Annotated in this window: 21 protein-coding genes and 1 pseudogene; 16 read left to right on the forward strand and 6 right to left on the reverse strand. The window is 56.7% G+C overall.

Translation table 11 applies throughout. The features are described 5' to 3' along the window. Nucleotides 1-159 precede the first annotated feature (159 nt). On the forward strand, nucleotides 160-1,572 hold the full coding sequence (locus ACIPZC_RS04140) for a cytosine permease (RefSeq protein ID WP_241805828.1): 1,413 nt from the start codon (nucleotides 160-162) through the stop codon (nucleotides 1,570-1,572). A gap of 64 nt (nucleotides 1,573-1,636) precedes the next feature. Here the strand turns inward: ACIPZC_RS04140 and ACIPZC_RS04145 are convergent, their stop codons facing one another. Then, on the reverse strand, nucleotides 1,637-2,410 hold the full coding sequence (locus ACIPZC_RS04145) for a transporter substrate-binding domain-containing protein (protein ID WP_400625010.1): 774 nt from the start codon (nucleotides 2,408-2,410) through the stop codon (nucleotides 1,637-1,639). A gap of 170 nt (nucleotides 2,411-2,580) precedes the next feature. Between ACIPZC_RS04145 and ACIPZC_RS04150 the strand changes: the two genes are divergently transcribed. Together ACIPZC_RS04150 and ACIPZC_RS04155 are read left to right on the forward strand one after the other, a co-directional pair. Further along, nucleotides 2,581-2,820, forward strand: coding sequence for a FeoA family protein (locus ACIPZC_RS04150; RefSeq protein ID WP_241805830.1), 240 nt, complete (start codon nucleotides 2,581-2,583; stop codon nucleotides 2,818-2,820). After that, nucleotides 2,820-4,646 carry a ferrous iron transporter B gene (locus ACIPZC_RS04155; protein ID WP_400625012.1) on the forward strand — a complete coding sequence of 609 codons (1,827 nt, stop codon included), beginning with the start codon at nucleotides 2,820-2,822 and terminating at the stop codon, nucleotides 4,644-4,646. Before ACIPZC_RS04150 ends, ACIPZC_RS04155 begins: the two co-directional genes overlap by 1 nt. 297 nt (nucleotides 4,647-4,943) lie before the next feature. Here the strand turns inward: ACIPZC_RS04155 and ACIPZC_RS04160 are convergent. Next, nucleotides 4,944-5,147, reverse strand: a pseudogene (locus ACIPZC_RS04160) (NUDIX hydrolase); the annotation flags it as partial. Nucleotides 5,148-5,291: 144 nt separating this feature from the next. Between ACIPZC_RS04160 and ACIPZC_RS04165 the strand changes: the two are divergent. Further along, complete coding sequence (locus ACIPZC_RS04165) at nucleotides 5,292-5,942, forward strand: nicotinamidase (protein ID WP_400625014.1); 651 nt, start codon at nucleotides 5,292-5,294, stop codon at nucleotides 5,940-5,942. A 117-nt stretch (nucleotides 5,943-6,059) separates the two neighbouring features. On the opposite strand, the gene ACIPZC_RS04170 is transcribed toward ACIPZC_RS04165, so the two are convergent. Then, nucleotides 6,060-6,974, reverse strand: coding sequence for a LysR substrate-binding domain-containing protein (locus ACIPZC_RS04170; RefSeq protein ID WP_400625016.1), 915 nt, complete (start codon nucleotides 6,972-6,974; stop codon nucleotides 6,060-6,062). A 126-nt stretch (nucleotides 6,975-7,100) separates the two neighbouring features. Between ACIPZC_RS04170 and ACIPZC_RS04175 the strand changes: the two genes are divergently transcribed. The 5 genes from ACIPZC_RS04175 to ACIPZC_RS04195 all read left to right on the forward strand — a co-directional run bounded on the left by ACIPZC_RS04175 (nucleotide 7,101) and on the right by ACIPZC_RS04195 (nucleotide 11,243). Beyond that, nucleotides 7,101-7,994, forward strand: a complete 894-nt coding sequence (locus ACIPZC_RS04175; RefSeq protein WP_400625018.1) for a sugar phosphate isomerase/epimerase family protein — start codon at nucleotides 7,101-7,103, stop codon at nucleotides 7,992-7,994. Continuing rightward, nucleotides 7,991-8,770, forward strand: a complete 780-nt coding sequence (locus tag ACIPZC_RS04180; protein WP_400625020.1) for an SDR family NAD(P)-dependent oxidoreductase — start codon at nucleotides 7,991-7,993, stop codon at nucleotides 8,768-8,770. The genes ACIPZC_RS04175 and ACIPZC_RS04180 overlap by 4 nt, the downstream gene beginning before the upstream one ends. 45 nt (nucleotides 8,771-8,815) lie before the next feature. Next, nucleotides 8,816-10,126 carry an MFS transporter gene (locus ACIPZC_RS04185; RefSeq protein WP_400625022.1) on the forward strand — a complete coding sequence of 437 codons (1,311 nt, stop codon included), beginning with the start codon at nucleotides 8,816-8,818 and terminating at the stop codon, nucleotides 10,124-10,126. 47 nt (nucleotides 10,127-10,173) lie between these two features. Then, the gene (locus ACIPZC_RS04190; RefSeq protein ID WP_400625024.1) at nucleotides 10,174-10,455 is read left to right on the forward strand and encodes a YciI family protein; all 282 of its coding nucleotides are present in this window, start codon (nucleotides 10,174-10,176) and stop codon (nucleotides 10,453-10,455) included. Nucleotides 10,456-10,889: 434 nt separating this feature from the next. After that, complete coding sequence (locus ACIPZC_RS04195) at nucleotides 10,890-11,243, forward strand: winged helix-turn-helix domain-containing protein (protein WP_400625025.1); 354 nt, start codon at nucleotides 10,890-10,892, stop codon at nucleotides 11,241-11,243. Between the two features lie 472 nt (nucleotides 11,244-11,715). Here the strand turns inward: ACIPZC_RS04195 and ACIPZC_RS04200 are convergent, their stop codons facing one another. Next, nucleotides 11,716-12,018, reverse strand: coding sequence for a LysR family transcriptional regulator (locus ACIPZC_RS04200; protein WP_400625027.1), 303 nt, complete (start codon nucleotides 12,016-12,018; stop codon nucleotides 11,716-11,718). Nucleotides 12,019-12,230: 212 nt separating this feature from the next. Here ACIPZC_RS04200 and ACIPZC_RS04205 point away from each other — a divergent pair, with 212 nt between their 5' ends. Further along, on the forward strand, nucleotides 12,231-13,532 hold the full coding sequence (locus tag ACIPZC_RS04205; protein ID WP_400625029.1) for an OprD family outer membrane porin: 1,302 nt from the start codon (nucleotides 12,231-12,233) through the stop codon (nucleotides 13,530-13,532). A gap of 412 nt (nucleotides 13,533-13,944) precedes the next feature. Here ACIPZC_RS04205 and ACIPZC_RS04210 read toward each other — a convergent pair whose 3' ends face one another. Together ACIPZC_RS04210 and ACIPZC_RS04215 are read right to left on the reverse strand one after the other, a co-directional pair. Continuing rightward, complete coding sequence (locus ACIPZC_RS04210; RefSeq protein WP_400625031.1) at nucleotides 13,945-15,180, reverse strand: SRPBCC family protein; 1,236 nt, start codon at nucleotides 15,178-15,180, stop codon at nucleotides 13,945-13,947. Between the two features lie 197 nt (nucleotides 15,181-15,377). Further along, nucleotides 15,378-16,367: a LysR family transcriptional regulator gene (locus tag ACIPZC_RS04215; protein ID WP_400625033.1), complete on the reverse strand. Its 990-nt coding sequence runs from the start codon at nucleotides 16,365-16,367 to the stop codon at nucleotides 15,378-15,380. Between the two features lie 239 nt (nucleotides 16,368-16,606). Here ACIPZC_RS04215 and ACIPZC_RS04220 point away from each other — a divergent pair, with 239 nt between their 5' ends. The 6 genes from ACIPZC_RS04220 (at nucleotide 16,607) to ACIPZC_RS04245 (ending at nucleotide 24,312) form a co-directional block, all read left to right on the forward strand. Continuing rightward, entirely contained in the window at nucleotides 16,607-17,215 is a 609-nt protein-coding gene (locus ACIPZC_RS04220) for a DJ-1/PfpI family protein (RefSeq protein WP_400625035.1), read from the forward strand. 254 nt (nucleotides 17,216-17,469) lie between these two features. Beyond that, nucleotides 17,470-18,483, forward strand: coding sequence for a GlxA family transcriptional regulator (locus ACIPZC_RS04225; RefSeq protein ID WP_400625036.1), 1,014 nt, complete (start codon nucleotides 17,470-17,472; stop codon nucleotides 18,481-18,483). A gap of 89 nt (nucleotides 18,484-18,572) precedes the next feature. Continuing rightward, the gene (locus tag ACIPZC_RS04230; RefSeq protein ID WP_400625038.1) at nucleotides 18,573-19,892 is read left to right on the forward strand and encodes an NAD(P)/FAD-dependent oxidoreductase; all 1,320 of its coding nucleotides are present in this window, start codon (nucleotides 18,573-18,575) and stop codon (nucleotides 19,890-19,892) included. A gap of 427 nt (nucleotides 19,893-20,319) precedes the next feature. Continuing rightward, entirely contained in the window at nucleotides 20,320-21,213 is an 894-nt protein-coding gene (locus ACIPZC_RS04235; RefSeq protein WP_400625040.1) for a dihydrodipicolinate synthase family protein, read from the forward strand. Nucleotides 21,214-21,226: 13 nt separating this feature from the next. Then, nucleotides 21,227-22,717: an aldehyde dehydrogenase gene (locus ACIPZC_RS04240; protein WP_400625042.1), complete on the forward strand. Its 1,491-nt coding sequence runs from the start codon at nucleotides 21,227-21,229 to the stop codon at nucleotides 22,715-22,717. 236 nt (nucleotides 22,718-22,953) lie between these two features. Next, nucleotides 22,954-24,312 (forward strand): MFS transporter, encoded by a 1,359-nt coding sequence (locus ACIPZC_RS04245; protein WP_400625044.1) that lies wholly within the window; start codon nucleotides 22,954-22,956, stop codon nucleotides 24,310-24,312. Nucleotides 24,313-24,735: the final 423 nt, after the last annotated feature.

Genomic DNA, 24,735 nt, shown 5'->3' on the forward strand with positions numbered 1-24,735 from the left:
CCTTTTGTCAGCCTTAGGTTTTTTAAGGCTTATGGGCACATATTTACTAATTTCTCCTTCCCCCCGCTCCCCGCATCATCGCTCCAACAAGAACGCGTCGCCCTTCGCCGGCACGCACCCGGGCAGCACCCGATGCCCCACCTTGCCTTGGAGTCAGTCATGACCAGTGCAGCCAATTCGGCACCCCTCATAGAAAAACACACGATCGGCTACGTGCCGCCACAAGACCGCCATGGAAAGGTAAGGGATCTGTTCACGCTGTGGTTCGGCGGCAACATCGCGCCGCTGCCCATCGTCACCGGCGCGCTCGGCGTGCAGCTGTTTCACCTGAACCTGCTGTGGGGCATCGTCGCCATTCTGGTCGGCCACCTGGTCGGCGGCGTGTTGATGGCACTGCACTCAGCGCAGGGCCCGCAAATGGGCATCCCACAGATGATCCAGAGCCGCGCCCAGTTCGGCTCGCTCGGGGCACTGCTGGTGGTGGTGATCGCCGGGGTGATGTACATCGGCTTTTTCGCCTCCAACATCGTCCTGGCCGGCAAATCGCTGCATGGCGTGGTAGACAGCGTGCCGGTACCGGTGGGTATCGTCATCGGCGCGCTGGGCTCGGGAATCATCGGCATCATCGGCTATCGCTTCATCCACGTGCTCAACCGCATCGGCACCTGGGTCCTGGGCATCGGCATCGTGGTCGGCTTCGGCTACATCTTCAGCCACGTGCAGAGCGACGATTTCCTGACCCGCGGCGGCTTCAACCTGGCCGGCTGGCTGGCCACCGTGTCGCTGGCGGCGCTGTGGCAGATCGCCTTCGCCCCGTACGTGTCGGACTACTCGCGATACCTGCCGGCTGACGTGAAGGTATCTTCGACCTTCTGGACCACCTACTTGGGGTCGGCGCTGGGCTCGAGCCTGTCGTTCATCTTCGGCGCCGTAGCGGTGCTGGCGATCCCCGCCGGCATGGACACCATGGATGCGGTCAAGCTCGCCACCGGCACCCTCGGCCCGATCATGCTGGTGCTGTTCCTGCTCAGCGTGATCAGCCACAACGCGCTCAACCTCTACGGCGCAGTGCTGTCGATCATCACCCTGATCCAGACCTTCGCCTACCGCTGGATCCCCACCGCCAAGAGCCGTGCGGTACTGTCGCTGATCGTGCTGGCGGCCTGCTGCGTAGTGGCAGTGTTTGCCTCAGCGGACTTCATCGGCCACTTCGTCGACATGGTGCTGGTGTTGCTGGTGGTGCTGGTGCCGTGGACTGCGATCAACCTGATCGACTTCTATGTGATTCACAAGGGCGACTACGACATCCAGTCGATCTTCAAGGTCGATGGCGGTATCTACGGGCGCTACAACCCGCAGGCGCTGGCCGCCTATGCCGTGGGTATCGTGGTGCAGATCCCGTTCATGAACACGCCGCTCTACGTGGGGCCGATCTCCGAGCACATCAACGGCGCCGACCTGTCCTGGCTGGTGGGCCTGCTGATCACTTCGCCGCTGTACTGGTGGCTGGCGAGCCGCGACAGTGCCTATCGCCGTCGCCAGACCAGCGCCAAGCTCGCCGCCGCTGCCTGACCCGGCAGAGGGCGCAGGGCGTGGCACGATCACAATCGCCTGGAAACGGGCGGTTGTGGCAGCCTCAGGGCGCCGCCAGCCACTGCGCAGTGATGCTGTCGTAGCTGCCGTTGGCCACGCTCAGGTGCAACCACTGGTCGACGTAGCCTTTCCAGGCCACATCATCGCGAGGCAGCAGGAAGGCTTTTTCGCTGTACTGCATGGCGCGCTCCGGGTTGACCGCGCACAACCCGGGTTTGAGCTTCTGCTGATAACGGGCTTCGCTGGCGTCAGTGATCATCACATCGGCCTTGCCCGACAGCAGCTCGTCGAAAATCGTCACGTTATCGTGCAGGCGTACGCTCGCCTGGCCCAGATGCGCCCGTGCGAACGCCTCGTTGGTGCCACCAGCGGGTTCGATCACCCTGACCTGGGGCTGGTTGATTTGCGCCACGGTCTGATAACGCTGCACATCGGCGCAGCGTACCAGCGGGATCTTGCCGTCGACGCCCAGTGACTCGCTGAAAAATGCCTTCCTCTGCCGCTCCAGTGACACCGAAATGCCCCCGACTGCAATGTCACAGCCTTGGCCCAGGAAGTCCGGCATCAGGGTTTTCCAGGTGGTGGGGACCCACTGAATGTTCACATCGAGGCTCTTGGCCAGGGACTGTGCCATGGCAATGTCGATGCCTTCATAGCTGCCGTCCGCACGCAGGGAAGAATAGGGCTTGTAGTCGCCCGTCGTGCAGACCTTGAGCGTACCGCGCTGAAGCACCTCATCGAGGCGCGAAACGGGGGGCGCGGCCAGGGCCGTGCCGGTCATGGCTGCCAGCAGGCAGAAGGTCAAGGGTGCTTTCATGCGGTCAGGTCCTTGTGAGCAGGGTTGATTAAGGTCATCTGCGCCTCGCGCCCCAAACAGATACACCAGGTGCCTGGCTTTCGTGAAGATATCTTCACATTCCTTGTATCTGGCCTGCGCGGCCAATAGCATCAACGCAAATCCGAATCATTAACATCATGGGTAGTTCGATGTATCTGTGCGATTTGCCGCATCAGCAAAAAGCGTTCGTCACCGAGGTTCTGAAGGCGGACACCTCTGATTGCCTCAGCCAGCGCCTGCAGGATATCGGATTTGTCCCCGGTGAACCTGTAACGGTAGTGGCGCGCGCACCGTGGGGAGCAGACCCCATTCTGGTACAGGTTGCCGGCACCCGCTTCGCGCTGCGCCGCAATGAAGCCATGCGCATCGTGGTGGAGGTCGCCGTCTGATGTCCGGGACCCGCTTAGCCTTGGTCGGCAACCCGAATTGCGGAAAGACAGCCCTGTTCAACGTGCTCACCGGTGCGCGGCAAAAGGTGGCGAATTATGCTGGCGCGACGGTCGAGCGCAAAGAGGGCGTGCTTCGCACAGCGTCAGGCCGAGCCTGCCGGGTTCTCGATTTGCCGGGCACCTACAGCCTGTCTGCCGTAAGCGACGATGAACGGGTGACACTGCGCGTGCTTCAGGGCGACTACCCCGGCGAGGCTCGCCCCGATTTGCTGCTGTGCGTCGTAGACGCCACCAACCTGCGTTTGCACCTGCGTTTCGTCCTTGAAGTCCAACGTTACGGCATCCCCATCATCCTGGTCTTGAACATGGCCGATGCTGCGCGCAAGCGCGGTATATGCATCGACACCCGCAAGCTCTCAGCGGCGCTGAATGCGCCTGTCGTGCAAACCATCGCCGTTCGTCGCGACGGGGCTGACGAGCTGCTCAAGGCGCTCGATGCACCCTGCGAACACCAGGTTGCAGCGGTACCGATGGAAGAGGACCTGCACACCCGGGTTCGTCAGATTCTCGCCACTTGCGTGGTAACCCCGCAGGTGGGGGATACACGCGTAGATGCCATTGACCGATGGCTGATCCACCCCCTGGTGGGCCCTTTAGTGCTGTTGACGGTCATGCTGGTGGTTTTTCAAAGCGTCTACCTGGTGGGTAAACCCATCACTGACGCCATCGCTGACGGTTTCGACATGCTGGCAACGCTGACCCGTACCCTTCTACCTGCCGGCCCGCTACAAGGGTTGCTGTGCGACGGGTTGATCGGTGGCCTGGGCACCGTGTTGGGTTTCATGCCGCAAATTCTGGTGCTGTTCTTCTGTATTTTCGTTTTGGAGGAGTCCGGTTATCTGCCCCGCGCAGCGTTCATACTCGATCGACTGATGCGAGGGGTGGGCCTGTCGGGCCGCTCGTTCATCCCTTTGCTGTCGAGCTTTGCCTGCGCCATCCCGGGCATCATCGGGGCACGCAGCATCAGCGACCGTTACGACCGGCTCACAACCATACTGGTAGCGCCGCTGATGACTTGCTCGGCACGCTTGCCGGTGTATGCCCTTCTGATAGGCGCGGTGATACCCGACAAGACCATAGCCGGGGTGCTCGGCTTGCAGGGGCTGGTACTGCTTGCGCTGTATGTGCTGGGGATCGTCGGCGCCATGGCCGTAGGCTGGGTATGCAAGCGCCTGAGGCCCACGGCCATGGCGCAACCGCTGCTACTGATGGAGCTGCCGGCCTACAGGATGCCCTGCGCAAGGGACCTGGCCCAGAGACTGTGGGAGCGTGGTTATCTGTTTCTGAAGAAACTCACCGGGGTGATCCTGGCCCTCACCGTCATCATGTGGTTCATCTCGACATTCCCAGCGCCCCCCGCCGGTGCAGCCGGAGCCGCTATCGATTACAGCGTGGCGGGCTATCTGGGCAAAGCCCTGCAGCCGCTTTTTGCTCCGCTGGGTTTCAACTGGCAGATTACCCTGGCACTGATCCCGGCTTTCGCAGCCAGGGAAACGGCGGTGGCAACGCTGGCGACGGTGTATTCAGTGGCCAGCGCCGAGGATGTGTCGTCGCTTGGCCACGTGTTGTCGGCACAGATCTCGATGGCCAGCGCGCTGTCGCTGATGGTCTGGTTCGCATTCGCGCCTCAATGCATGTCGACCTTGGCGGTGATCCGCAAGGAGACTGCCAGCTGGCGGCAGGTGGGTTTGGCGTTTGGCTACATGTTCGTTGTGGCGTACGTCATGGCGTGGCTGACCTACAGCATCGTTCGGGCCGCCTCATGAGCCTCCTGGTGCAGTACGCCATCGTAGCGCTCGTGCTGCTCGGCTGCGCGCGCAGCCTGTGGCGCCGTTTGAGATCGTCGGCAACCGGTGGTTGCGCAAGTGACGCGTGTGGCAGCTGCTCTGCAGGGTGTCAGCCAGCGCAAAGGATACCGGCTGAAAATCTGCCAACGCCGAGCAAGGGTAGCTCCGACCAAGCGCCGTGACGGGCAGGCCTTCTATCACCCTGGGCGGCGCAGGCTGCTCAGGGTTTGTGTCGTGCTCCGCTGGCCATCGAGTGAAACGTGCGGGGCCTGAACACTATGAGCCCTCCGGCAGCAAGCTACGGTCGAACATGAACGGCCGATCACCTTGTGGCGTATATTGATACAACTGCTGCGGCCTGCCGAGCCGCGGCTGATTCTTCTCCGCCGTATCGCGCACCCATGCCAGCTCGCGCAGTCGCTCCAGGCGCTTGCGCAGCGAGGTGTTGTTCACGGCCTGGCCGAGGTACGCCTGCATCGCCACAATGCATCGATATCAGCAGGTTGAGATCGAACGGCAGCAGCAGCTTGCGGCCCAACACGCTGTCCAGGTCAAAAACGCCAACTGGCCCCAGCCCCGCCACCATCAGGTGAATTATATGGCCAGCCTACCGAGGAGAGCCCCATGAAAATCGCCAGTTTCGATGTCGACGCGCAAAACGGCTTCACCGCCAATGCCCCACAGGAATTGCCGGTGCCCGAAGGCAATGAAATTGCCGCCGACCTCAATGCAATGGCCCGACGCGCCGACCTGCGCCTGGGCAGCAAGGACGCGCACCCAGCCAATGCTGCGTGGGTGGTCACAGAACCTGGGCAAATGTTGCAACCCCTGGCGCTGGCCAATGCCGACCTGACCTGGGTCAGCCACTGCGTGCCAGGTACGCCGGGCTTCGAACTGTTGCCCGGCCTGCCCGCCCCCATCGATTACGACTACTTCGTGTGGAAAGGCGTCGAACCCGACCTGCATCCCTACGGTGCCTGCTACCACGACCTGGCCGAGCGGCGCTCCACAGGTGTCATCGAATACCTCAAAGTGCAGCAGGTTGGTGCAGTGATCGTCGGTGGCCTGGCCCTGGACTACTGCGTCAAGACCACCGCCCGGCAGCTACGCCAGGCAGGCTTTCAGGTGCTGCTGTACCTGCCGGCCTGCCGCGCCCTCACCCAGGAAGGCGCCATTACCGCCTGCGGCGCACTGGCTGCAGACGGCGTCATCCTCTGCGGCGACGAGGCCGCGCTCGACCATCAGCTCTCTCTGATCAAGGACGCCCGCCCATGAGTGAAAGCGTTTCCGGCCCAACCTTGGTGGCACGTGCCTTCAGCGCTTAGGTTTATGATCAGCCCACCCCATGTGGGATACCCGGCAACCCGATTGGTCAGTGATCCGCCTATTCGCCTAATGTTGAGATTGTGTACACCACTGCCTCAGCAGGTCGGCAAAAAAAGTGGCCGCCTCTGACAAAGGCCGGTCTGTCGGGGACGTTAGCCCGATCGGAGCTCGAAGAAGCGTGCTGTTGAAGGGTAGCTGCTTGACCAGCCCCATGCGCAGATCCAGATCGACCACACCCCGCTGAACGAACCAGACTCCATCATAATCCTGCACGTACACGCGCGAGAATGTCTCACTCAGAGACTCCTGTATTCGAAAACCCTCTACCCCACCTTTAGAGAGTAGAAAATTGTCTACGCTGATACGCACCAAGGTTCCGTGCGGGGATACGACGAGCGTGAAAGGACGCAGATCATCAAGGTCAAGATGGCGACGCTGCGTGAGCGGATGGCCGTTGCGTACCACAAGCACCAGATCTTCTTCGTAGAGTGCCTCGAACACTACACCCACCATGTCCCGTCCGATCAAGCGCCCAACGATCAAATCGAGCTCACGCGTGCGCAACTTGCCCACCAGGTAATCATAAATGCCGGAAGCTACCTGCACCCGAATGTGCGGGTATCGCTGACGCATCTGCTCTACGACGGGTGCAAGCATGTAACCCGCTGCAGTCGGTAATGCACCAACTTTCAGAATCTGTGGTGCTTGAGGCGCATCTTTCACGTCCTCCAAAGCCAGCCTGAAGCTGGCCATGGTCTGAGACGCATGTTTGCCGAAGGCCTCACCCGCCTGCGTCAGTTGTATGCCTTTACGCCCACGCACCAGCAATTGGGCATCGAGTGCCTGCTCAAGCTCCTTGATGCTTTTAGATACTGCCGACAACGTGATGTGAAGAAGCTCGGAAGCCGTCACAAGGCTGCCAGAGCTGACGACCGCGAGGAACACCTTGAAGTGACGCAGGCTGATGGAGGATGGCTTCATACAATAACTCCCTTATCAACCTGCAGGTTAATGAAAGGTGGCTTTTATATCAATTTAATCAACCAGGGGTTTGAGCTAGCATCGATTCACTCCATCAGTTCAGGGTGTGATAAAGGTGCTGTTCAAATGACACAACAAAAAAGGCCGCGCCTAGGCGTCTCTAGCGCTTCGTTACCCAACCTTCTTCCAGAGCAGCTCGTGGAGCATTTAGCGCGAGAAGGCTATCAAGGCGTGGAATGGCGGGTGGCGAATATTGATGGCCTGGATAGCGGGCGGCCATGGGACGCACGAAGCAATAATCGCTGCACAGTGGCGCCTACCCTCAAGGCAGTGGATCGTATTTACCGTCACTGCCAGTCGCATGGACTGGACATTTTCGGCCTTAGTCCTTACCTGGAGGTTGGCGATAGTGAAAATGCTCGCCTGCTGATCGACCTCGCGGCGCAAGCGGGTCAAGCACGGCTCCGACTCTGGGCGCCTGGTTACCAGAATCAGCGGTACGCCGTGAGCTATTCCAAGATGCGCCACTTCCTGGATGCCATTGTGCCGCTCGCCGAAAAAGCTGGCATTCAGCTCGCGCTTGAAGTCCACCAGCGAACCATATGCTCAAGCCCTTCGCTTGCGATGCGAGTCGCTGAGCACTATCCCACGCAGCAGCTAGGAATAATTTACGACCTCGGCAACCTGGCAATCGAGGGGCGAGAGGATGTGCAACTGTCCCTCGATCTGATGGGCGATCACCTCGCCCACGTGCAGGTCAAGAATGTCGCATACGTCCCGCAGGCCCCGGGCGAGGGCTGGAGCTGGGAATGGTGTCCGCCGGATGAGGGGGTTCTGCCACTTCGATCCATGCTGAAAACGCTCCAGGAAAATGGCTTCGACGATTGGATTTCGATTGAGGACTTTGACTCGAGCCGTACCGACGTATCGAAACTGTCCCGAAACCGGGATCTGGTGCGTAGCTACATGAAAATGACCACCGTCGCTTCCGACACAAGCCTTGAGGTACCGTGCCCATGAATACGACAAATGAAAATCGCCGGGTTGCACTCGTTACCGGCGCTGCTGGAGAACTGGGGCGCGCGATCTGCGTTCGTTTAGCCAAAGATGGGTTGAACATTGCCGCAGTCGATATCGACTTGGAAACGACTCAAGGCTTTCTCAAACAGCTTCAACTGGCGCCGGGCCAATCTGCAGTTGCAGTCCAGGCTGATCTTGGCATCCCCTCCTCGATCAGTGAGATGGTAAACCAGGCGGGTCAGAAGTTCGGTCGCATCGATGTCGTGGTCAACAACGCCGCCGTCAACCATCGAGGCTCTGTTTACGACTTTGATGTAGCGAAGTGGGATCACATGATGGCCGTGAACCTTCGCGCTCCAGCCCTGATCTGCCAGCACGTCGCACCTTACTGGCAGCGCCAAGCCAGTGGTCGGGTAATCAACATGGTTTCGCGGTGCTGGGTCGCAGGCGGCCCTCCAGCTTATGTGGCATGCAAGGCTGGCTTGGTAGGCCTGACACGATCGTTGGCCCGTGAATTGGCTGAACACAACGTCACGGTGAATGCCATCGCACCCGGCCTCATACCTTCCGCTTTCACACTGGATGGACGCGATGCCGAGAGCTTTGAGCGTATGGCGCAAGGATCAATCAGCAATACACCGCTGGGGCGCCTGGCCACGCCAGAAGACATCGCTGGAACAACTTCATATCTGGCATCCGAAGACGCCGCATTCGTGACAGCCGAAGTCATCCATGTCTGCGGTGGGAGCCAGCTCGCGCCATTTGGCAGTCGCTGAGTTACCTAAGTTTCCTAAAAAGACAATTACAATAAAGGTGTCACCATGCATTCAGAAGCCACACGCCATCGGCGCATGGCCCAAAGGGCTGCCTTCGGCAGCTTCCTGGGAAGCGTCGTCGAGTATTACGATTTCTTTATTTACGGCTCTGCCGCAGCCCTGGTTTTCAGTACCCTGTTCTTCCCCTCCAACGATCCTATGGCGGGAACCCTTGCTGCACTTGCCACCTTTGGGGTTGGCTACATAGCGCGCCCGATCGGCGCATTGGTTTGCGGGCACCTGGGCGACAAATGGGGCCGCAAGCAAGTGCTGATGATGACACTGCTGTTGATGGGCATCGCCACGTTTACCATTGGCCTTTTGCCTACCTATGCAACAGTCGGCGCGTGGGCCCCCGCTTTACTGGTATTCTGTCGATTGCTGCAAGGGTTCTCTGCAGGTGGCGAGCAAGTGGGTGCGAGCTTGCTGACGATGGAACATGCTCCGGGTAAAAGTAAGGGGTTTTACACCAGCTGGTTGATCAATGGCGCCTCTATGGGGTCAATTCTCGCCACCTCGGTTTTCATTCCTTTATCCATGTTAAGTGAAGAGCAGCTTCTGAGCTGGGGATGGCGCGTTCCGTTCTTGCTCAGCGCAGTCATGGTCGTGATCACCTGGATCATCCGCCGGGGCGTCGAAGAAAGCCCCGAATTCAAAGCGAGCAAGCCAGCAAATGACCTTCCGCCAGTCGTCGATCTCATGCGCAACGAACGTCGCGCTTTCTTCACTGTTTTTTGCTGCGCATTGATCTGCTCGGTTTCCTCCCTTGTGATGATTTTCGGCCTGTCCTGGGCCACCAACAACCAGGGGATCGACCGCCCGTCGATGCTTTCTGCAATTGCAGCGAGCCAAGCAGTAGCCTTGATCTGCCAGCCTTTGTTCGGTTTGCTGGGAGACCGAATTGGGCGCAAGACAATTTTTACGGTTGGCGCATTCGCTTGTAGTGCGGGGGTGTTCTTCTTCCTGTGGTCAATCACCACCGCAAGCATCGGTCTGATCATTTTCAGCACCATTGTACTGAAGTCCGTGCTTTACAGCGCCCCCAACGCTCTGTGGCCATCATTCTACGCAGAGATGTTCAGCATTCGGGTGCGCTACACCGGCGTCGGCCTGGCGACCCAACTGAGCTTCATCGTTGCCGGCTTCTCGCCAAGTCTGTGCTACGCGCTGATGTCCAACGGCGACGATTGGGTTCCGGTGGCATGCTTCATAGGAGGTCTCGCTTTGATAGCGGCAATCGCAGCCCTGTCGTCAAGGCCTGCCGTGCTTGCTGATTCAGTTCCAACCCACCACCTGCAACCGCAATCGCAGCACTGACCTAAAGGTGCTGGACTGCCAGCACCTCCTTCGTGAGAGAAAACCCCATGCAGTTCGCTATTATCGCATATGACTTCGACGATGCCTTGGAGCGCCGCATCCAGAGCCGAGACGATCACGTGGAACGGCTGAAGGCGTTGGCCGTTCAGGGCCAGCTCGTGAGCGCGGGCGCTCTGCTCGACAACGCTGGCAAGATGATTGGCTCTAACGTCCATCTGACATTTGAGACGCGCGCAAGCCTGGATCAGTGGCTGGCCTCTGAGCCCTACATGGAGAATCGTGTATGGGAGGATGTTCAAGTACGCGAAATCAAGCTTTTGTCCATCTGATACGGTAAGGGCAATATCAGTGTGCGCACCTATAAACCGGAGCGCGTACCGATTAGCTCCTTGCCTACGGACTTCGCCAACATTGAGGGTAGCGGCATAAAGCTACCCTCAAACTATTACTATATACCGTTCGGAGTAAGGATTCGGATCGCGCTATCGAAACACAGCGGTGACGGCCCGCCTCGAGAACGACCTGGAACGGCGCGTCGTCGATCTCAAGTGGCCAGAATACACCACCTCAGCTCTCAATGAGCGCTCAAGCGATTCAGAAACTGAATTAGTCGCAGGATTTTTTTCAATAGCTGCACGCGGCTCAGCAGGATATTGTCTCAGAGCTCGCGTCAGGCCTTCTGTAGCGCTGGTAAAGGACACTGTAAAAATGGCTAGACGCTTGAAGAACATTGACCTGGACCGTATCGGGATTGATAGACTGCATGAGAGCCACAGCTTCGAACAAGCGTAATCTTTCCTACGCCGACCTGAATCTGAACCCTGGTAAGCGGGAGGCCAGCTGCCTTCATACGCGCATCGTTATGAAGGCCACACCGTTCAGGCTTCTCTCTCTTTTGCTTAGCAACGCCAATAAGATTGTCAGCCGTCAAACTATATTTGAGGATGTATGGGGCTTCAATTTCGACCCGGGTACGAAACGCATTGAGGTGCAGCTCAATTATCTGCGTAACGTTTTGCGATCGTTGAACTCATCGACCGTGATCGAAACCCACCGTGGTAAAGGTCTCAGACTTCACCAGCGCGCCAACAATCACGAACCGTCCGAGATAACGTAGATAACGAGGCCAACAAAGGCGGTGAGGGTCCCACTATATCCGCTGCTCGCCCGACCCCGACCAGCTGTAACCGCCATGCTGCCGAATCATGAGCCCACTGCGTTGGCTAGGTTGAACACTGCATGAGCGATTTTCGGCAGTATCAGACATGAAGTCCATGGGAGCGAACTCGCCAATGCCCTTCGCGAAGCTGCCAAGAGCCATGGCGGCTTTCGTTCTAGCCGAAGCCGTTTTTCAGCACCGAGAGATGCGGCCTTTCCTGGAGTACGCCGATGTTGAGAGCTTTGATCAGCAGCTTCGCTCCGATAGCGTCACCCTCGCCGGTGACTCATCGATGAGCATAATGGTCGCGTAGGCATCGATATGCACAGCGCACGGAGGTGTTCTAACTGAAGGTTTTTGGTAAAAGAAAATGTACTGACCAGCGTTCACAACAGGCGTCGCGTCGTGACGCCATCTGCTTGAGCTGAACTCACCTGAATTGAATTGAGAACCTACCAAACACCTCTTCAATCAGCGAGTGCTCAAGATACCGGGCAATGGCGTCAGCGCGTGGTGTAGCGTGCAACCGCTTTCCTCTGCGAACAAACAGTTCATCACCAAAAAAATCTCTCAGATCACTGAGCGTATTGCTAATAGCAGGTTGGGTGACACTGAGCGTAGCTGCCGCATCGCTCGCGCTGCTCGAACGATGAACGGCGATAAATACGACTAATTTATTCAGATCAAGACAGCGCAGGCGCGCGGGGTCAAAGTCGGTATAAACACCTGGCATTTAGCTCACCCTTTGCAGGCCGCAATATGACGACAACATGCACTCAAGGGCATGCGTTCATTGAAGGCTACAGGCGTCACGCCGGCAAAACAATAACCGATTATGGACTCCAATTCCATAATGTTTGGAATCGCAAGATGGTTATCGACAATGATGAACACCGTATATTGTTCCGATCAGCGTGTCGAAGCGCTCCATCGAGAGACCCCATAATGAGCAAGCTTTTTACACCCTTCCCCTTATCAGGCCTCAACTTGAAGAACCGCGTCGTCATGGCCCCCATGACGCGCGCACGCGCTGAAACGACGGTTCCCGATGAGCTGACCGTGTTGTACTACCAGCAACGCGCTGGTGCGGGGCTGATCATCACCGAAGGTGTACCCGTTTCGATGCAAGGTCGTGGTTACCTGTTCAACCCTGGCTTGTATATGCAAGAACAAGTCGAAGGATGGAAAAGGGTCAACGCAGCCGTCCACCAGGCAGAGGGGTGCATTTTCGCCCAGTTGTGGCATGTGGGCCGTGTTTCACACACCAGCTTGCAACCTAGCGGCGAAGCGCCTGTCTCCTCCAGCGCGAAGCTGGCAGCTAATTCCAATGCGTACGCTTACGATGAAAACCATCAGCCAGGCCCTGTCCAGGCCAGTAAGCCGCGTGCCTTGTCCGTCGCGGAAATTGCTGGCATCAAAGCTGATTTCGTCCGTGCCGCAGCGAGGGCTATGGAAGCAGGCTTCGACGGTATTGAAATACATGGAGCCAATGGCTACCTGTTCGAGCAGTTCATCAATCCAACCGTAAACGATCGTACTGATGACTCTGCGAGTTTCGTTGGTGGCCGGTACCAGAACGACAGCTTGTCATTTACGCTTTACGCCGGACAACTTGAAGATGCCTGGCACCAGTACTACGCCAACACGAAATACACCTATGCAATCGACCCAGGCAGGCGCCTTGCATTAGACTTTAACATCTACCGCACTTTGGATTACGGGCGGAGCGTTGCCGGCCCCATCAACAACACGTCATGGTCACTTTCAACCGCATATGCTACCGGGGCCCATACTTTTTCCCTGACCCATCAGCAGATCAACGGTGATGAACCCCTGGACTGGATCGGCTTCGGCACCATGGGTGGAACCATAACAATCGGTAACGCCGTTCAATATGCCACCTTCACCGAAGCAAATGAACGCTCTTGGCAGCTACGCTATGACTATGACTTCGCAGCACTAGGAATACCGGGATTGTCATTTATAGCAAGGTACGTCAGGGGGGACAACATGGACAATGCTCACAGCACTAATCCCTACTATACCGCGCGGCATATCTACGACGCTGACAAAAACAATAAGCACTGGGAGCGGGACTTCGACATCCGCTATGTGATTCAGTCTGGCCCTGCTAAAGAGATGTCCTTCCGACTCAGGCAGTCGACTCATCGCGCGACGGGTGGCTATCGCTACGTCGACATCGACGAGATGAGATTGATTACAGAGCTTCCCATCAACGTCTTCTGAGAAATCGACGAAAACGGACATCGTGAGGACCTGGTAATTCACCGAACCACGCAGAGAATGCTCGCATACCGAGATGCGCCGCTGGCCCCTAGGGACTGCATCCAAGGTAAGGCCGCACACCATTAAGCGCCCATCCCCGGCATAACACCTCAAACGTAATCTCTATGGCGATCTCAAGCCCAAGTGTTTAGCCTTACCCCTGGCTGACCTAAATGTCGCTGACAAGACTGAGCGTGACTGCGTAAAACCTCAACCGGGCGATCAGCGCCTGCTCAATATCCAGTTGATGGCCGCAAGAGCCTGCCGTTCAGCACAAAAGACCAAACGCCGCGAACGTGTCGGGGCGCTTGGTCTAGGGCCTGTCAGCGCGTTTTACCCTTGACTGCCAGGCGCCGTAACGACCAAGTCGTCATCAGCCTACCGACTTCAACTGTGGACGTCCTTCCAGGCGCTCCAGCATGGTCGAGCAGTACCAGTCATCGAACTGGCAGACACCATTTTCTGCGTTTTCGGAGAAAGGACCCGGCTCGTACGCCGGAGACGAGACCCCGGCAAAGGTCCCCTCAACCAGGCGACGATCCTGGTCGTTGGTCGCCAGCCAGACCTTGGTGAGGCGATCCAGATCGTAATCTACACCTTCGACAGCAGACGCTGGCACCAGCCACTTGGTCGTCACCAAGGTTTCACCCGGACCGATTGGCAGAACACGGAAGCTCAATGCATGGTCACCGAGAAAGTGGTTCCAGGTCGATGGGTAATTGAAATACAGCAGGGCACCAATATCTGGTTCGCCGCTCTTGTCGAGACGCCCGGCCACAGCAGGTTTGCCGTCCATTGTATAACTGACAGCGCCGGCGGAGAGCGGAATCCGAGTCATGCGGAAACGGCCCTGTGGATCCATGTTCAGCCGGCTCGGCATGCCCGCCGCCTCGCAACGATCCCAGTGGGCTACCAGTTCCGGATCATCATTGCCACCTACGCCCGCGACCGACAGGTTCTCCACGAAGGAATTGAGCAACTCAGGATGAGTGCCATCACAGTGATAGCACTCACGGTTGTTCTCAAATACCAGTTTCCAGTTGCCTTTTTCGATGAGATTGGATTCGAACGCAACCTTGGCATTTTCTAGAAAGTGAGGAGCAATGAACGGTGAAACCGCTGTACGGAAACTAGAGAAGTCCGGTGCATTCTCTGCCACACACACGTAGATGTAAGTATGGACGATCTCCACATGCACAGGCTTGAGGTTATATTGGGTACGGTCGAACTCAGGGCCCATATTACCAGCGTAAATCAAATTACCATCGAGTTCGAACGTCCACTTGTGGTACGGGCAAACAAGTTTGGCCACCTTGCCAGTTGCATGCTCGCAGACCTTCGCTCCCCGGTGCCGACACGCGTTGTGGAAAGCTCGAACCTCTCCATCCTTGCCCCGTACAACGGCGACCGGGTAGTCGCCGATTTGTAGGGTGAAGTACTGACCTGCCTTTGGAATTTCAAAGGTATGGCCAGCGAAGACCCAGTCTTTATGCCAGATGTGCTCCAGATCCTGTCGATATACTTCAGGGTCGAAATACAGCTCACGAGGCAGGACATGCCGAGGCTTGCGCTGTTGTATCAGGCCAATGACGGATTCGTTGCTATTCATGATTATCCTCCATGCGTCGTGCCGATATCGACGGGCACAACTGACTAAAACATTATTCTTGTAAATAGCCGTATGGTAGCGTGGCTAATAGGCGAAAAACTTATTCAACGAAGGCGTGACCTGGCGTCAAGCTTTTGCAAAGGGTAGGTCAACGCCCCGCAACCGCTCAAGCTACATTTTCAATGCCGAATTGATAATCACAGGTTATGAGTTTCACCTTTGGCTTTCCAGGAGGAGAATTTAGACATCATCCAATCTTTAACACGCCCACAAGCATTCCCTGCAATAGCGTTCTCACGACAGGCCAAGTAATGAAGACTATTGCGTAACGTCACCCGGTCTTTGACCGGCTGTACAAGCCGACCACTTTCAACCATATGCCCGACTAACTGATCCCAACCCAACGCCACGCCTTGGCCTGAGAGGGCCATGCTGATAATAAGGTTATAGTCGTTCGCATGAAAAAGCGGCGGACTCCCCGCGCTTCGCTCATCAATATCTACGTTTTTAAAAGCAAGCCATACGCTCCAATCAACGTGTTCTGCCACACCCGACCGGCCATAAGGGCTCAGGTCCAGAAGCTCTGAGCTGCGCAACCCTTCCAACGTCGTAATCCCGGGATTGCGGTCCAAGTATTCAGGAGAACAGACCGGGTAAATGATGTCATGGCACAGCGGGTGTAACGAATACCCCTCACCCACATCAATGAATTTTGAAATGATGATATCTGGCTCGATGCCAGGCTCTCGCGCGTGAAAATTCTGGGTCGTGATGAGATTGAGTTCTATATCCGGATTTTTGGCACGAAAGTCTTTGATGTGATTCGAAAGCCAAAGTGCTGAAAACGCGGGGGAACAGGCCACTGTCAAAACGTGTTTATCGATAGGCGCATTTTTGATCCGTTCCGCAGCCTGAGCGATGTTTACAAAAGAAATCTTTGAAGCATCGAAAAACACGGCCCCTGCAGGCGTAAGCTCCACCGTTCGCCCCACACGAACGAACAAAGGAGCGTTGAGGTACTCCTCTAGCTCCCGGATCTGTCGGCTGATGGCCGCCTGAGATACACACAGCGCCTCTGCTGCGCGGGTGAAGCTCTCGTATTTGGCTGCAGCCACGAAGGCTTTTACTGCCCGCAGCGAAGGCATCTTGAGAAGTAAGGTATCTGGATCCACGTGCCTCTGCGACATTCTTTTAACCCTTCTCAACCGCTGCACTTACGTCTACCCGCACATAGTACGCAGCAAAAAATAACCGTACACCACCACAAAAATTACCAATGACATAACTGAAGGTTATGTCAACTATATTTTTCAACGCTCTGGACATTCCATTAACTCCGACCGTATGTTAACACGCAGCTCCAGAGGACTGGCGCACACCTTGCCACGCTAATTATTGGCCTTTAACCTGAGCAAAGCCGACTGCCATGCATGACGTTATCAATAGGCGCACCAGCCGACCAACCAGGCATTTGAGTATTGTACTTATTGTCTTGGACGGCTTTGACCTCAGCTCATTGAGCGCGACAATGGAGACCCTATCAACAGCCAAAAGAAGACTCGGTACTGACGCTGTATCATGCACAACGGTAGGCCTGCAGTCATCCTGCATGAGTAACCTAGGCATTTCGATAACGCCTGACACTACGCTTGGCAGCATCCACCTCAGTGAATATGAGGTGAGCATTTTGATAGGCGGCTCTGATACCAAGTTAAACACCAACCTAGCGCTAACACAGCAGCTGATCAGCGCCGCTGAAGCGGGCCGGTTGTTGGGCGGAATATGGAACGGTGCCTATCATCTGGCAGCGGCTGGACTGACCGACGGTTATGAGTGCCTCATAGAAGGTGACGGTAGATTCTCCATCGAACCCACAACCCCAAAGCGCAGGCGCTACCTCTCATGGCAGTTTGACGAATATAGAATGGCCTGTAGCGATGGCGTCAGCGCTACGTTCATGCTCAATGAGATGTTTGAGCATTTTTACCAGGCTCAAGCCAGCCGCCCGCACCTTGAAATCTCGAAAACCCAATAGCTAATTCTTACCAAGCCGCTTTCTGCAGACCGCTAAGCCATTTAGCTGAAGGCATTTATGACTCGCGGCCCCAAGCACGCCGTGGTCTTGGAACGATAACGCGACGTTATCCAAAAAAGCGCACAAATGTCGTTGGACTCGGTCATGGGGCGATCATAAGCTAGAGGCTGACCTGATGATCAACCGCTTTAACCACAAAGCGCTTTAATTCAATACGTTAGTCAAGCATTGGGCTTGGGTTGCTAGGTGCCCTAATGAAAACAATTACAAGAGAATTCAGCCGTACGTTTGCCGATCGCAATTGGGGCTTTATTACTCAAGCATTCAGCGAGCGCAGGACATCCCGCGTGGGCTTCCTACTACTTGAAAATTTTTCGTTGCCCTGCTTCACCCAGGCATTGGATGTGTTGGTAACCGCCAATCTCATCTGCCCAGGTGCTGTCCATGTGCATACGTTTAGCCACAACCATGCTGAAGTCATGAGCGACCTGGGCATTCCAATCCGTCCGGATACGCCGCTCACAGACGTCCGGCTGTCCAACCTGGACCTCATAGTTATCTGTGGCGGTCTTCGTGCGGCCCGCACTGTACCCAATTGGCTATCGTCGTTGCTTAAAAAACTATCAAAGCTTCCCATCGCCCTTGGCGGCCTATGGAATGGCGCCTGGTATCTTGGCGTTGCTGGGCTGCTCGATGGCTACCGATGCGCTATACATGCCGAGCAACGCACTGCTCTGGCTGAACGCGCGCCCTACGCCGTCGTATCCCAAGAACCTTTGGAACTAGACCGAAACCGAATGACGTCGGCCACGCCGAATGGTGCGTTTGACATGATGATTCGCTGGTTAGGTTACGGCGCGTGCAGCGGACTCGCAAACGCGGTCTTAGATACCCTAGATTCAGACCAGAGCAAACATCGTAGCTTTCAGAAACCACAGCATCATAAGGTGAGCAAACCGCTGCGAGAAGTTATCACGCTGATGGAGTCCAACCTTGAGGAGCCGTTAAGCCAATTGCAAATCGGCCAGCTGGTTGGCCTTTCAGCCCGACAAATCCAGAGACTATTTAAATATCAGTTGAGCACTACACCTCAGAAATATTACTTCCAGCTCAGAATAACTGAGGCTCGCCGGCTCATACAGAATTCCAATGCTTCGATCTTCGATGTGTCGATCGCCTGCGGCTTCGTGTCCTGCACCCATTTCAGCCGGTCATATAGAGCCTTTTTTGGTCACCCACCTTCCAAAGAGATCCGGTATGAAATCTAGCGATCAGCCCGGCGCTCAGCGCGCTCATTGAGATTGCGCCATTACCATTTTCGGCGTTTTGCTCAAGCCCACCTTTCAGGATCCCCATAATGACAAAAATCACTTCATTACCAGCGGATGACGCTACCTGCGGATGGTATCACTTGAGCAAAGGACGCCGCGTGCACGCAGCCCATCAGGGCACTACCCGTGTGCGCTGGGCCATAGTCGGCGCAGGCTTTACCGGTCTTGCCGTTGCCCGACAACTCGCACTGAATTTCCCTGATGATCAAATCGCGCTGATCGAGGCCCAAGAAGTGGGGTTGGGTTCTTCGGGTCGCAATGCTGGTTTTGCCATCGACCTGCCGCACGATATCGGTGCGGATGATTACATTGGCGACATCGGTATCGCACAGACCACTCTGAAGCTTAATCAGTTCGGTCTGAACTCTCTGAAAGAACTGGTCGGCCAGTTCAACATCGACTGTCAGATGAAGCACTGTGGCAAATACCAAGCCGCCGTCGAATCCCGTGGTATAGCAGTGTTGGACGCCTACCGCAGTGGCCTTGACAAGCTGGGCCAACCTTACGAGATGATCGAAGCGGATGAATTGCCACACCACATCGGCACGCGCTTCTACCGCAAAGCCCTTTTCACACCGGGGACATCACTCATCCAACCATCGGCCCTGGTCAAAGGGCTAGCGGAATGCCTTCCAGCCAATGTAGTGCTGTATGAAAACACCCCGATAACCGACGTCGAGTACGGGGAAAAGGTTGTCCTGCGCCACCAGAGCGGCTCTATCACAGCCAGTAAACTCATCCTCAGCAACAACGCATTTGGCATGCATTTCGGTTTCTTGAAAGGCCGTATGCTCCCAGTGTTCACGTATGGGAGCCTCACCCGCCCCCTGTCCGACGAAGAGCAGGCTGAGCTAGGCGGCAAACCCTACTGGGGCGTGATCCCAGCCGATCCTTTCGGCACCACAGTCCGACGGACACCTGACAATCGCATCCTGATCCGCAATAGCTTCAGCTTCAACGCGGATGGAAGGTGCAACAGCAAGTACGCCACGCGCTTCGTGAAACGGCACCGTGAGTCGTTCACCCGCCGATTCCCGATGCTTCCCAATGTGAGCCTCGAATATACCTGGGGTGGTGCACTCGCTTTGTCTCGAAACCACGAAGGTTACTTCGGTCAGTTGGCGCCTAACGTGTATGGCGTGCTGTGCTGCAACGGCTTGGGGGTAACCCGTGGCACTGCGACGGGAAAACTGATGGCTGACTGGCTTGCGGGGCAGGATAACGAGCTTATTGAGTTTCTGCTGAAGTCGCCAGGCCCTTGCGCGAATCCACCCGAGCCGCTCGTAACCCTTGGCGTCAATCTGAATCTCATGTGGGGACAATATAAAGCTGGCATTGAAGCTTAAGCCGAGATTCAAAGGACATGCATCATAGTGGAGCAACATACCTAAAACCATCGCTCCCTGAATTTTTGAGAGGGTTCCCGACCGCCATGTTTGCGAAGCCGCGCTGTCAACACTCAAAAATTCCATTGTCAGGAGAGAACAATGACAAGTCCTAGTCTCTCAGCAGACGGTGCACCGCTTATGGGCTTCCATAAACTACTCCTTTTAGGCTCAGGCGGGGGTTTGTTCGTCGCCGCTTACCTCTTGAGCCTCTTCGGTGTTGCAGCAGCAGGTAATACTTTTTTCGGCCTGATTCTAGCTTGGATGCTGGCCCCAGTAACACGTTCGCTGAACGTCCAGCAGGCAGCATCGCTTGGCTAATTAAATCAATGCCTGGCGGTGAGCCCGGTATTGAGTGTTTTATGGTGATAACAATCGGAGCAGCATCATGAAATTCGAAGGCATCTACACTCCTGCAGTGACCCCTCTCGCTGCTGATGGCTCGATCGATAAGGTGGCGTTCGCTGCAGTACTTGAGTACTTGGTCGATTCGAAGGTTCACGGCATCATTATCGGCGGTTCCACAGGCGAATACTACGCGCACACCCCTCAAGAGCGAGTTGAGCTGGCCGCCCAGGCCAAGGACGTACTCAATGGCCGCCTGCCGCTGATCGTCGGCACCGGAGGGATCCGCACCGAAGATGCCGTGGCCTTTGCCCAGCATGCCAAGGAAATCAAGGCCGACGCGCTGCTGGTCGGTACACCGCCCTACGCGCTGCCGACCCAGCAGGAAATCGCCCTGCACGTAAAAGCCGTCGACGCTGCTGCCGGCCTGCCGATCATGCTCTACAACTACCCGGGCCGCATGAGTGTGAGCATGGGTGAAGAGTTTTTCGACGCCGTGGCCGACGTGAAGAACATCGTCGCTATCAAGGAAAGTTCCGGAGACATGGCCCAGTTGCATCGACTGGCCATTAAGCACCCGAACATCCAGCTGTCCTGCGGCTGGGACGACCAGGCCCTTGAGTTCTTCGCCTGGGGTGCCAAGAGCTGGGTCTGCGCCGGGTCCAACTTCATCCCACGCGAGCACGTGGCACTGTACGAAGCCTGCGTGATCGAGAAGAACTTCGACAAAGGCCGCAAGATCATGGCGGCGATGATGCCACTGATGGACTTCCTCGAAGGCGGTAAGTTCGTTCAAGCGATCAAGAACGGCGTTGCCCTCAACGGCCTGAAGACCGGCGGCGTGCGTAAGCCGCTGTACGACCTAGATGACGCCGAGAAGGCAGAGCTCAAACGCGTGGTCACCGAACTGAAGGCCACCATCGCCCAGATCAAATAAGGAGGCTGGAACAATGGCTGAATTGCTGAGCAAAGAACAATACGCGGCCATCGCCGCCGACCTGCAACTGCGCACCCGCGCGTTTATCGACGGTGAGTTCCGCGACGCCATCTCGGGCAAGACTTTCGTCACGACTAACCCAGCCACCGGCAAGCAGCTGGCCGAAGTCGCGGCCTGCGATGTCAACGATGTGGACGTTGCCGTGGCCGCCGCCAAGCGTGTGTTCGAAGAGGGCACTTGGTCGAAGATGCAGCCGAACGACCGCAAGCATGTACTGCAGAAGTTCGCCCAACTGCTGGAAGACAACGCCCACGAGTTGGCCGTGCTGGAAGCGCTGGACAGCGGCAAGCCGGTCAGCGAGTGCCAGACCGTTGATGTGCCAGAAACCATCCACACTATCCGCTGGCACGCCGAGCTGATAGACAAGATCTACGATGCCACCGCTCCGACAGGCAACGCGGCCGTGACAATGGTGGTGCGTGAAGCCATCGGCGTCGTCGGCTTGGTGCTGCCGTGGAACTTCCCGCTGCTGATGCTGGCCTGGAAAATTGCGCCATCGCTGGCCGCAGGTTGCTCGATCGTGGTCAAGCCGGCCAAGGAAACCACACTCAGCGCCCTGCGCGTGGCGGAACTTGCCCATGAGGCGGGTATCCCTGCAGGCGTGTTCAACCTGGTACCTGGCGGTGGCCGTGAAGTCGGCGAGGCCATTGGCCGCCATATGGACATCCCGATGGTCAGCTTCACCGGCTCGACCGAGACCGGCCGCCTGTTCCTGAAATACGCTGCCGAGTCCAACCTCAAGCGCATCGTCCTGGAGCTGGGAGGCAAGAATCCCGCCGTGGTCATGAACGACTGCGAAGACCTCGACGAAGTGGCCCAGTTCGTAACCGCCGGTGCGTTCTGGAACATGGGTGAAAACTGCTCGGCTTCGTCGCGCCTGATCGTACACAAAGACGTCAAGGATGAGCTGCTGGGCCTCATCGCCAAGCATTTGAAAGACTGGAAGCTGGGCGATCCGCTCGACCCGGAAAACCGTCTGGGCGCGATGGTCAGCCAAGCACATTTCGAGAAGGTCAAGTCGTACCTGGAATACGCCGCTGCGCAGAAACTCAGCATCGTTCAAGGTGGTGAGACCGAGGATGGCGTATTTGTGCAGCCCACCATCGTCGACAACGTCAGCCGTGACAACAAGCTGTTCGTCGAGGAAATCTTTGGCCCGGTGCTGAGCGTGACCAGCTTCGAGACCATAGACGAGGCAATCGAACTGGCCAACGACACTGTTTACGGTCTCGCCGCCTCGGCTTACACCGGCAGCCTGCGCAACGCGCTGCGCTTGTCGCGTGAAATCCGTGCGGGAGTTGTGACCGTCAACTGCTTCGGTGAAGGTGATGTGAGCACGCCGTTCGGTGGCTACAAGGAGTCTGGATTTGGCGGACGCGACAAGTCCATCTGGGCCCACGACCAGTACACCGAGCTCAAAACCATTTGGATTAACGCTTCATAAAAGAGCAGTACCGGTGCTGTTCTGACGGAGATCGGCACCTCAAGGGTCACGGCCTGTCACAGGCGTGACCCTTACCCAACTTGTCTGGCGCGACCTTGCTTGCGACCGTTGGGGGTGAATAAGGCATCGCCGTTCGACCGTCGCGTCGAACATCCCACGCGCGTGAAATCCTAACTGTCGGTTGAAGCAGCCGGGCTCAAATTATCCAACGATAAAAACAATGTGGAGAGGTAGTTTTGTCCAAGCACGCAGCACAGCCTGTGAAGGCTATGTCCGAGAAACAGCGCAAGTTCATCATAAAACTTACCACACTCATTGCAGGCGGCATGCTGATTGATGGCTTTATCCTTGGATCCATCGGCATCGTCATGCCGGCGATTACCAATGACCTGGAGCTTTCACTCGCCTGGCAAGGCCTGATAGGGGCCTCCGCGCTCATTGGCATCTTTTTAGGTGGCCCACTGGGAGGCTATTTTGCAGACAAAATAGGCCGGAAACCGATGTTCACGATTGACCTCGCGATCTTTCTGGTGGGGTCCGTCTTGCAATTCTTCGTCACTGAAGCTTGGCAGCTTTTTGCAGTACGGCTTCTCATGGGCGTGGCCATCGGGGCTGACTACGCCATCGGCTGGCCCCTGTTGGCCGAGTTCGCGCCCGCTAGGCTGCGGGGCAAGCTGCTCTGCATTCAAGAGGTCGGCTGGTACGTGGGCTATCTTGCTTCGTATGCCATCGGATGGGCCCTTACGATCTCTGATACTGCCAACTGGAACGTCATTCTGGGGCTGAGCACGATCCCCACCGTAATCGTTCTGCTTGCTCGACTGGGTACACCAGAGTCTCCGCGCTGGTTGATGAGCAAAGGACGAACAGAAGAGGCCCTCGCGCTTGCCGAAGAGTACATGTCACCCGATGAACGAGCGGACTTGGGAACGAAATACATAGGTAAGAAGCTTGGATTTACCAGCTTGTTTTCTTCGGAATACGCCAAGGCCACGATCTTCGTTTCGGTTTTCTGGATTTGCCTTGTCACGCCCTACTTCGCGATCGGTACCTTCGTACCAACCGTACTGGAGCACTTAGGCCTTGAAGACGGCCTCACGGGCGGGCTCGCTATCAACGCGATCGCCGTAGCCGGCACTTTGATTGCGGTGGGCCTGATTGAAAAAGTGGGACGGCGAAAACTGGCGATTCCACCTTTCGTCGTCGCGACTATCGCCCTGTTCATCGTGGCCTTCTTCTGGAACGTGTCGCCAGTAGTAACAGTCGTCTGCTTCTTGATCTTCTCTCTGGCGAACGCTGTTTCGACAACCCTCACCGGCGTCTATCCCGGCGAAGTATTCCCTACTGAAATTCGCGGTGTTGGTGTCGGCTTCGCTACGGCTGCTTCACGCGTCGGCGCGGCCGCAGGCACCTTCTTGCTGCCGATCAGCATTGAAACCTACGGGGTCACGACTACTGTGCTGATCGCCGCTGGCGTCAGTCTCTTCGGTGCGATCGTCACTTATTTCCTCGCACCTGAGACCAAGGGCAAGCTACTCAGCGAAACCTCCGCTCCCAGTGTCGACCGGCATCCTAGTCAGGCAATAGAAGTCTAAACAGTAAGGCATCCTTGCCGCGTGAGCACCTACGCTTTTTCAACGTGCAGCACCGGTGTAACTCCCATGGAGCAGCACCCTGCCCGCCCCGCCCCACGCAGGTGGTGGCGGGCCCCTTCCGACTTCGGCCGCTCTGCGCCAATCGATACGGTGGCAAACGGTTGCCGTAGACGTCTGCTGCTATCCTTATGAAAACCCGCCCAACCAGAGATAACCCCACGTTATGCATTACGACCGATAAATGTTGATGGTCGTCGAGGCCGGATGCGCATAAATTCTAGGCAAGCCCATCTGGGGCCACAACAATAAAAAACCCAGGACGCCGCCATGTATAAGCCACCCTTTTGGTACTGCCTCCCAAGATCAATACGTTCTTCGACTCGCGAAGCCACCGTATCCCTAAAACAATATTAGGAGGGAAGT

This window comes from Pseudomonas sp. NPDC089743 (assembly GCF_044748785.1).
Lineage (GTDB): Bacteria > Pseudomonadota > Gammaproteobacteria > Pseudomonadales > Pseudomonadaceae > Aquipseudomonas > Aquipseudomonas putida_X.

Coding starts and splice junctions, on each gene's coding strand:
- ACIPZC_RS04140 (WP_241805828.1), top strand. CDS start 160: ATGACCAGTGCAGCCAATTCGGCACCCCTCATAGAAAAACACACGATC.
- ACIPZC_RS04145 (WP_400625010.1), bottom strand. CDS start 2,410: ATGAAAGCACCCTTGACCTTCTGCCTGCTGGCAGCCATGACCGGCACG.
- ACIPZC_RS04150 (WP_241805830.1), top strand. CDS start 2,581: ATGTATCTGTGCGATTTGCCGCATCAGCAAAAAGCGTTCGTCACCGAG.
- ACIPZC_RS04155 (WP_400625012.1), top strand. CDS start 2,820: ATGTCCGGGACCCGCTTAGCCTTGGTCGGCAACCCGAATTGCGGAAAG.
- ACIPZC_RS04165 (WP_400625014.1), top strand. CDS start 5,292: ATGAAAATCGCCAGTTTCGATGTCGACGCGCAAAACGGCTTCACCGCC.
- ACIPZC_RS04170 (WP_400625016.1), bottom strand. CDS start 6,974: ATGAAGCCATCCTCCATCAGCCTGCGTCACTTCAAGGTGTTCCTCGCG.
- ACIPZC_RS04175 (WP_400625018.1), top strand. CDS start 7,101: ATGACACAACAAAAAAGGCCGCGCCTAGGCGTCTCTAGCGCTTCGTTA.
- ACIPZC_RS04180 (WP_400625020.1), top strand. CDS start 7,991: ATGAATACGACAAATGAAAATCGCCGGGTTGCACTCGTTACCGGCGCT.
- ACIPZC_RS04185 (WP_400625022.1), top strand. CDS start 8,816: ATGCATTCAGAAGCCACACGCCATCGGCGCATGGCCCAAAGGGCTGCC.
- ACIPZC_RS04190 (WP_400625024.1), top strand. CDS start 10,174: ATGCAGTTCGCTATTATCGCATATGACTTCGACGATGCCTTGGAGCGC.
- ACIPZC_RS04195 (WP_400625025.1), top strand. CDS start 10,890: ATGAGAGCCACAGCTTCGAACAAGCGTAATCTTTCCTACGCCGACCTG.
- ACIPZC_RS04200 (WP_400625027.1), bottom strand. CDS start 12,018: ATGCCAGGTGTTTATACCGACTTTGACCCCGCGCGCCTGCGCTGTCTT.
- ACIPZC_RS04205 (WP_400625029.1), top strand. CDS start 12,231: ATGAGCAAGCTTTTTACACCCTTCCCCTTATCAGGCCTCAACTTGAAG.
- ACIPZC_RS04210 (WP_400625031.1), bottom strand. CDS start 15,180: ATGAATAGCAACGAATCCGTCATTGGCCTGATACAACAGCGCAAGCCT.
- ACIPZC_RS04215 (WP_400625033.1), bottom strand. CDS start 16,367: ATGTCGCAGAGGCACGTGGATCCAGATACCTTACTTCTCAAGATGCCT.
- ACIPZC_RS04220 (WP_400625035.1), top strand. CDS start 16,607: ATGCATGACGTTATCAATAGGCGCACCAGCCGACCAACCAGGCATTTG.
- ACIPZC_RS04225 (WP_400625036.1), top strand. CDS start 17,470: ATGAAAACAATTACAAGAGAATTCAGCCGTACGTTTGCCGATCGCAAT.
- ACIPZC_RS04230 (WP_400625038.1), top strand. CDS start 18,573: ATGACAAAAATCACTTCATTACCAGCGGATGACGCTACCTGCGGATGG.
- ACIPZC_RS04235 (WP_400625040.1), top strand. CDS start 20,320: ATGAAATTCGAAGGCATCTACACTCCTGCAGTGACCCCTCTCGCTGCT.
- ACIPZC_RS04240 (WP_400625042.1), top strand. CDS start 21,227: ATGGCTGAATTGCTGAGCAAAGAACAATACGCGGCCATCGCCGCCGAC.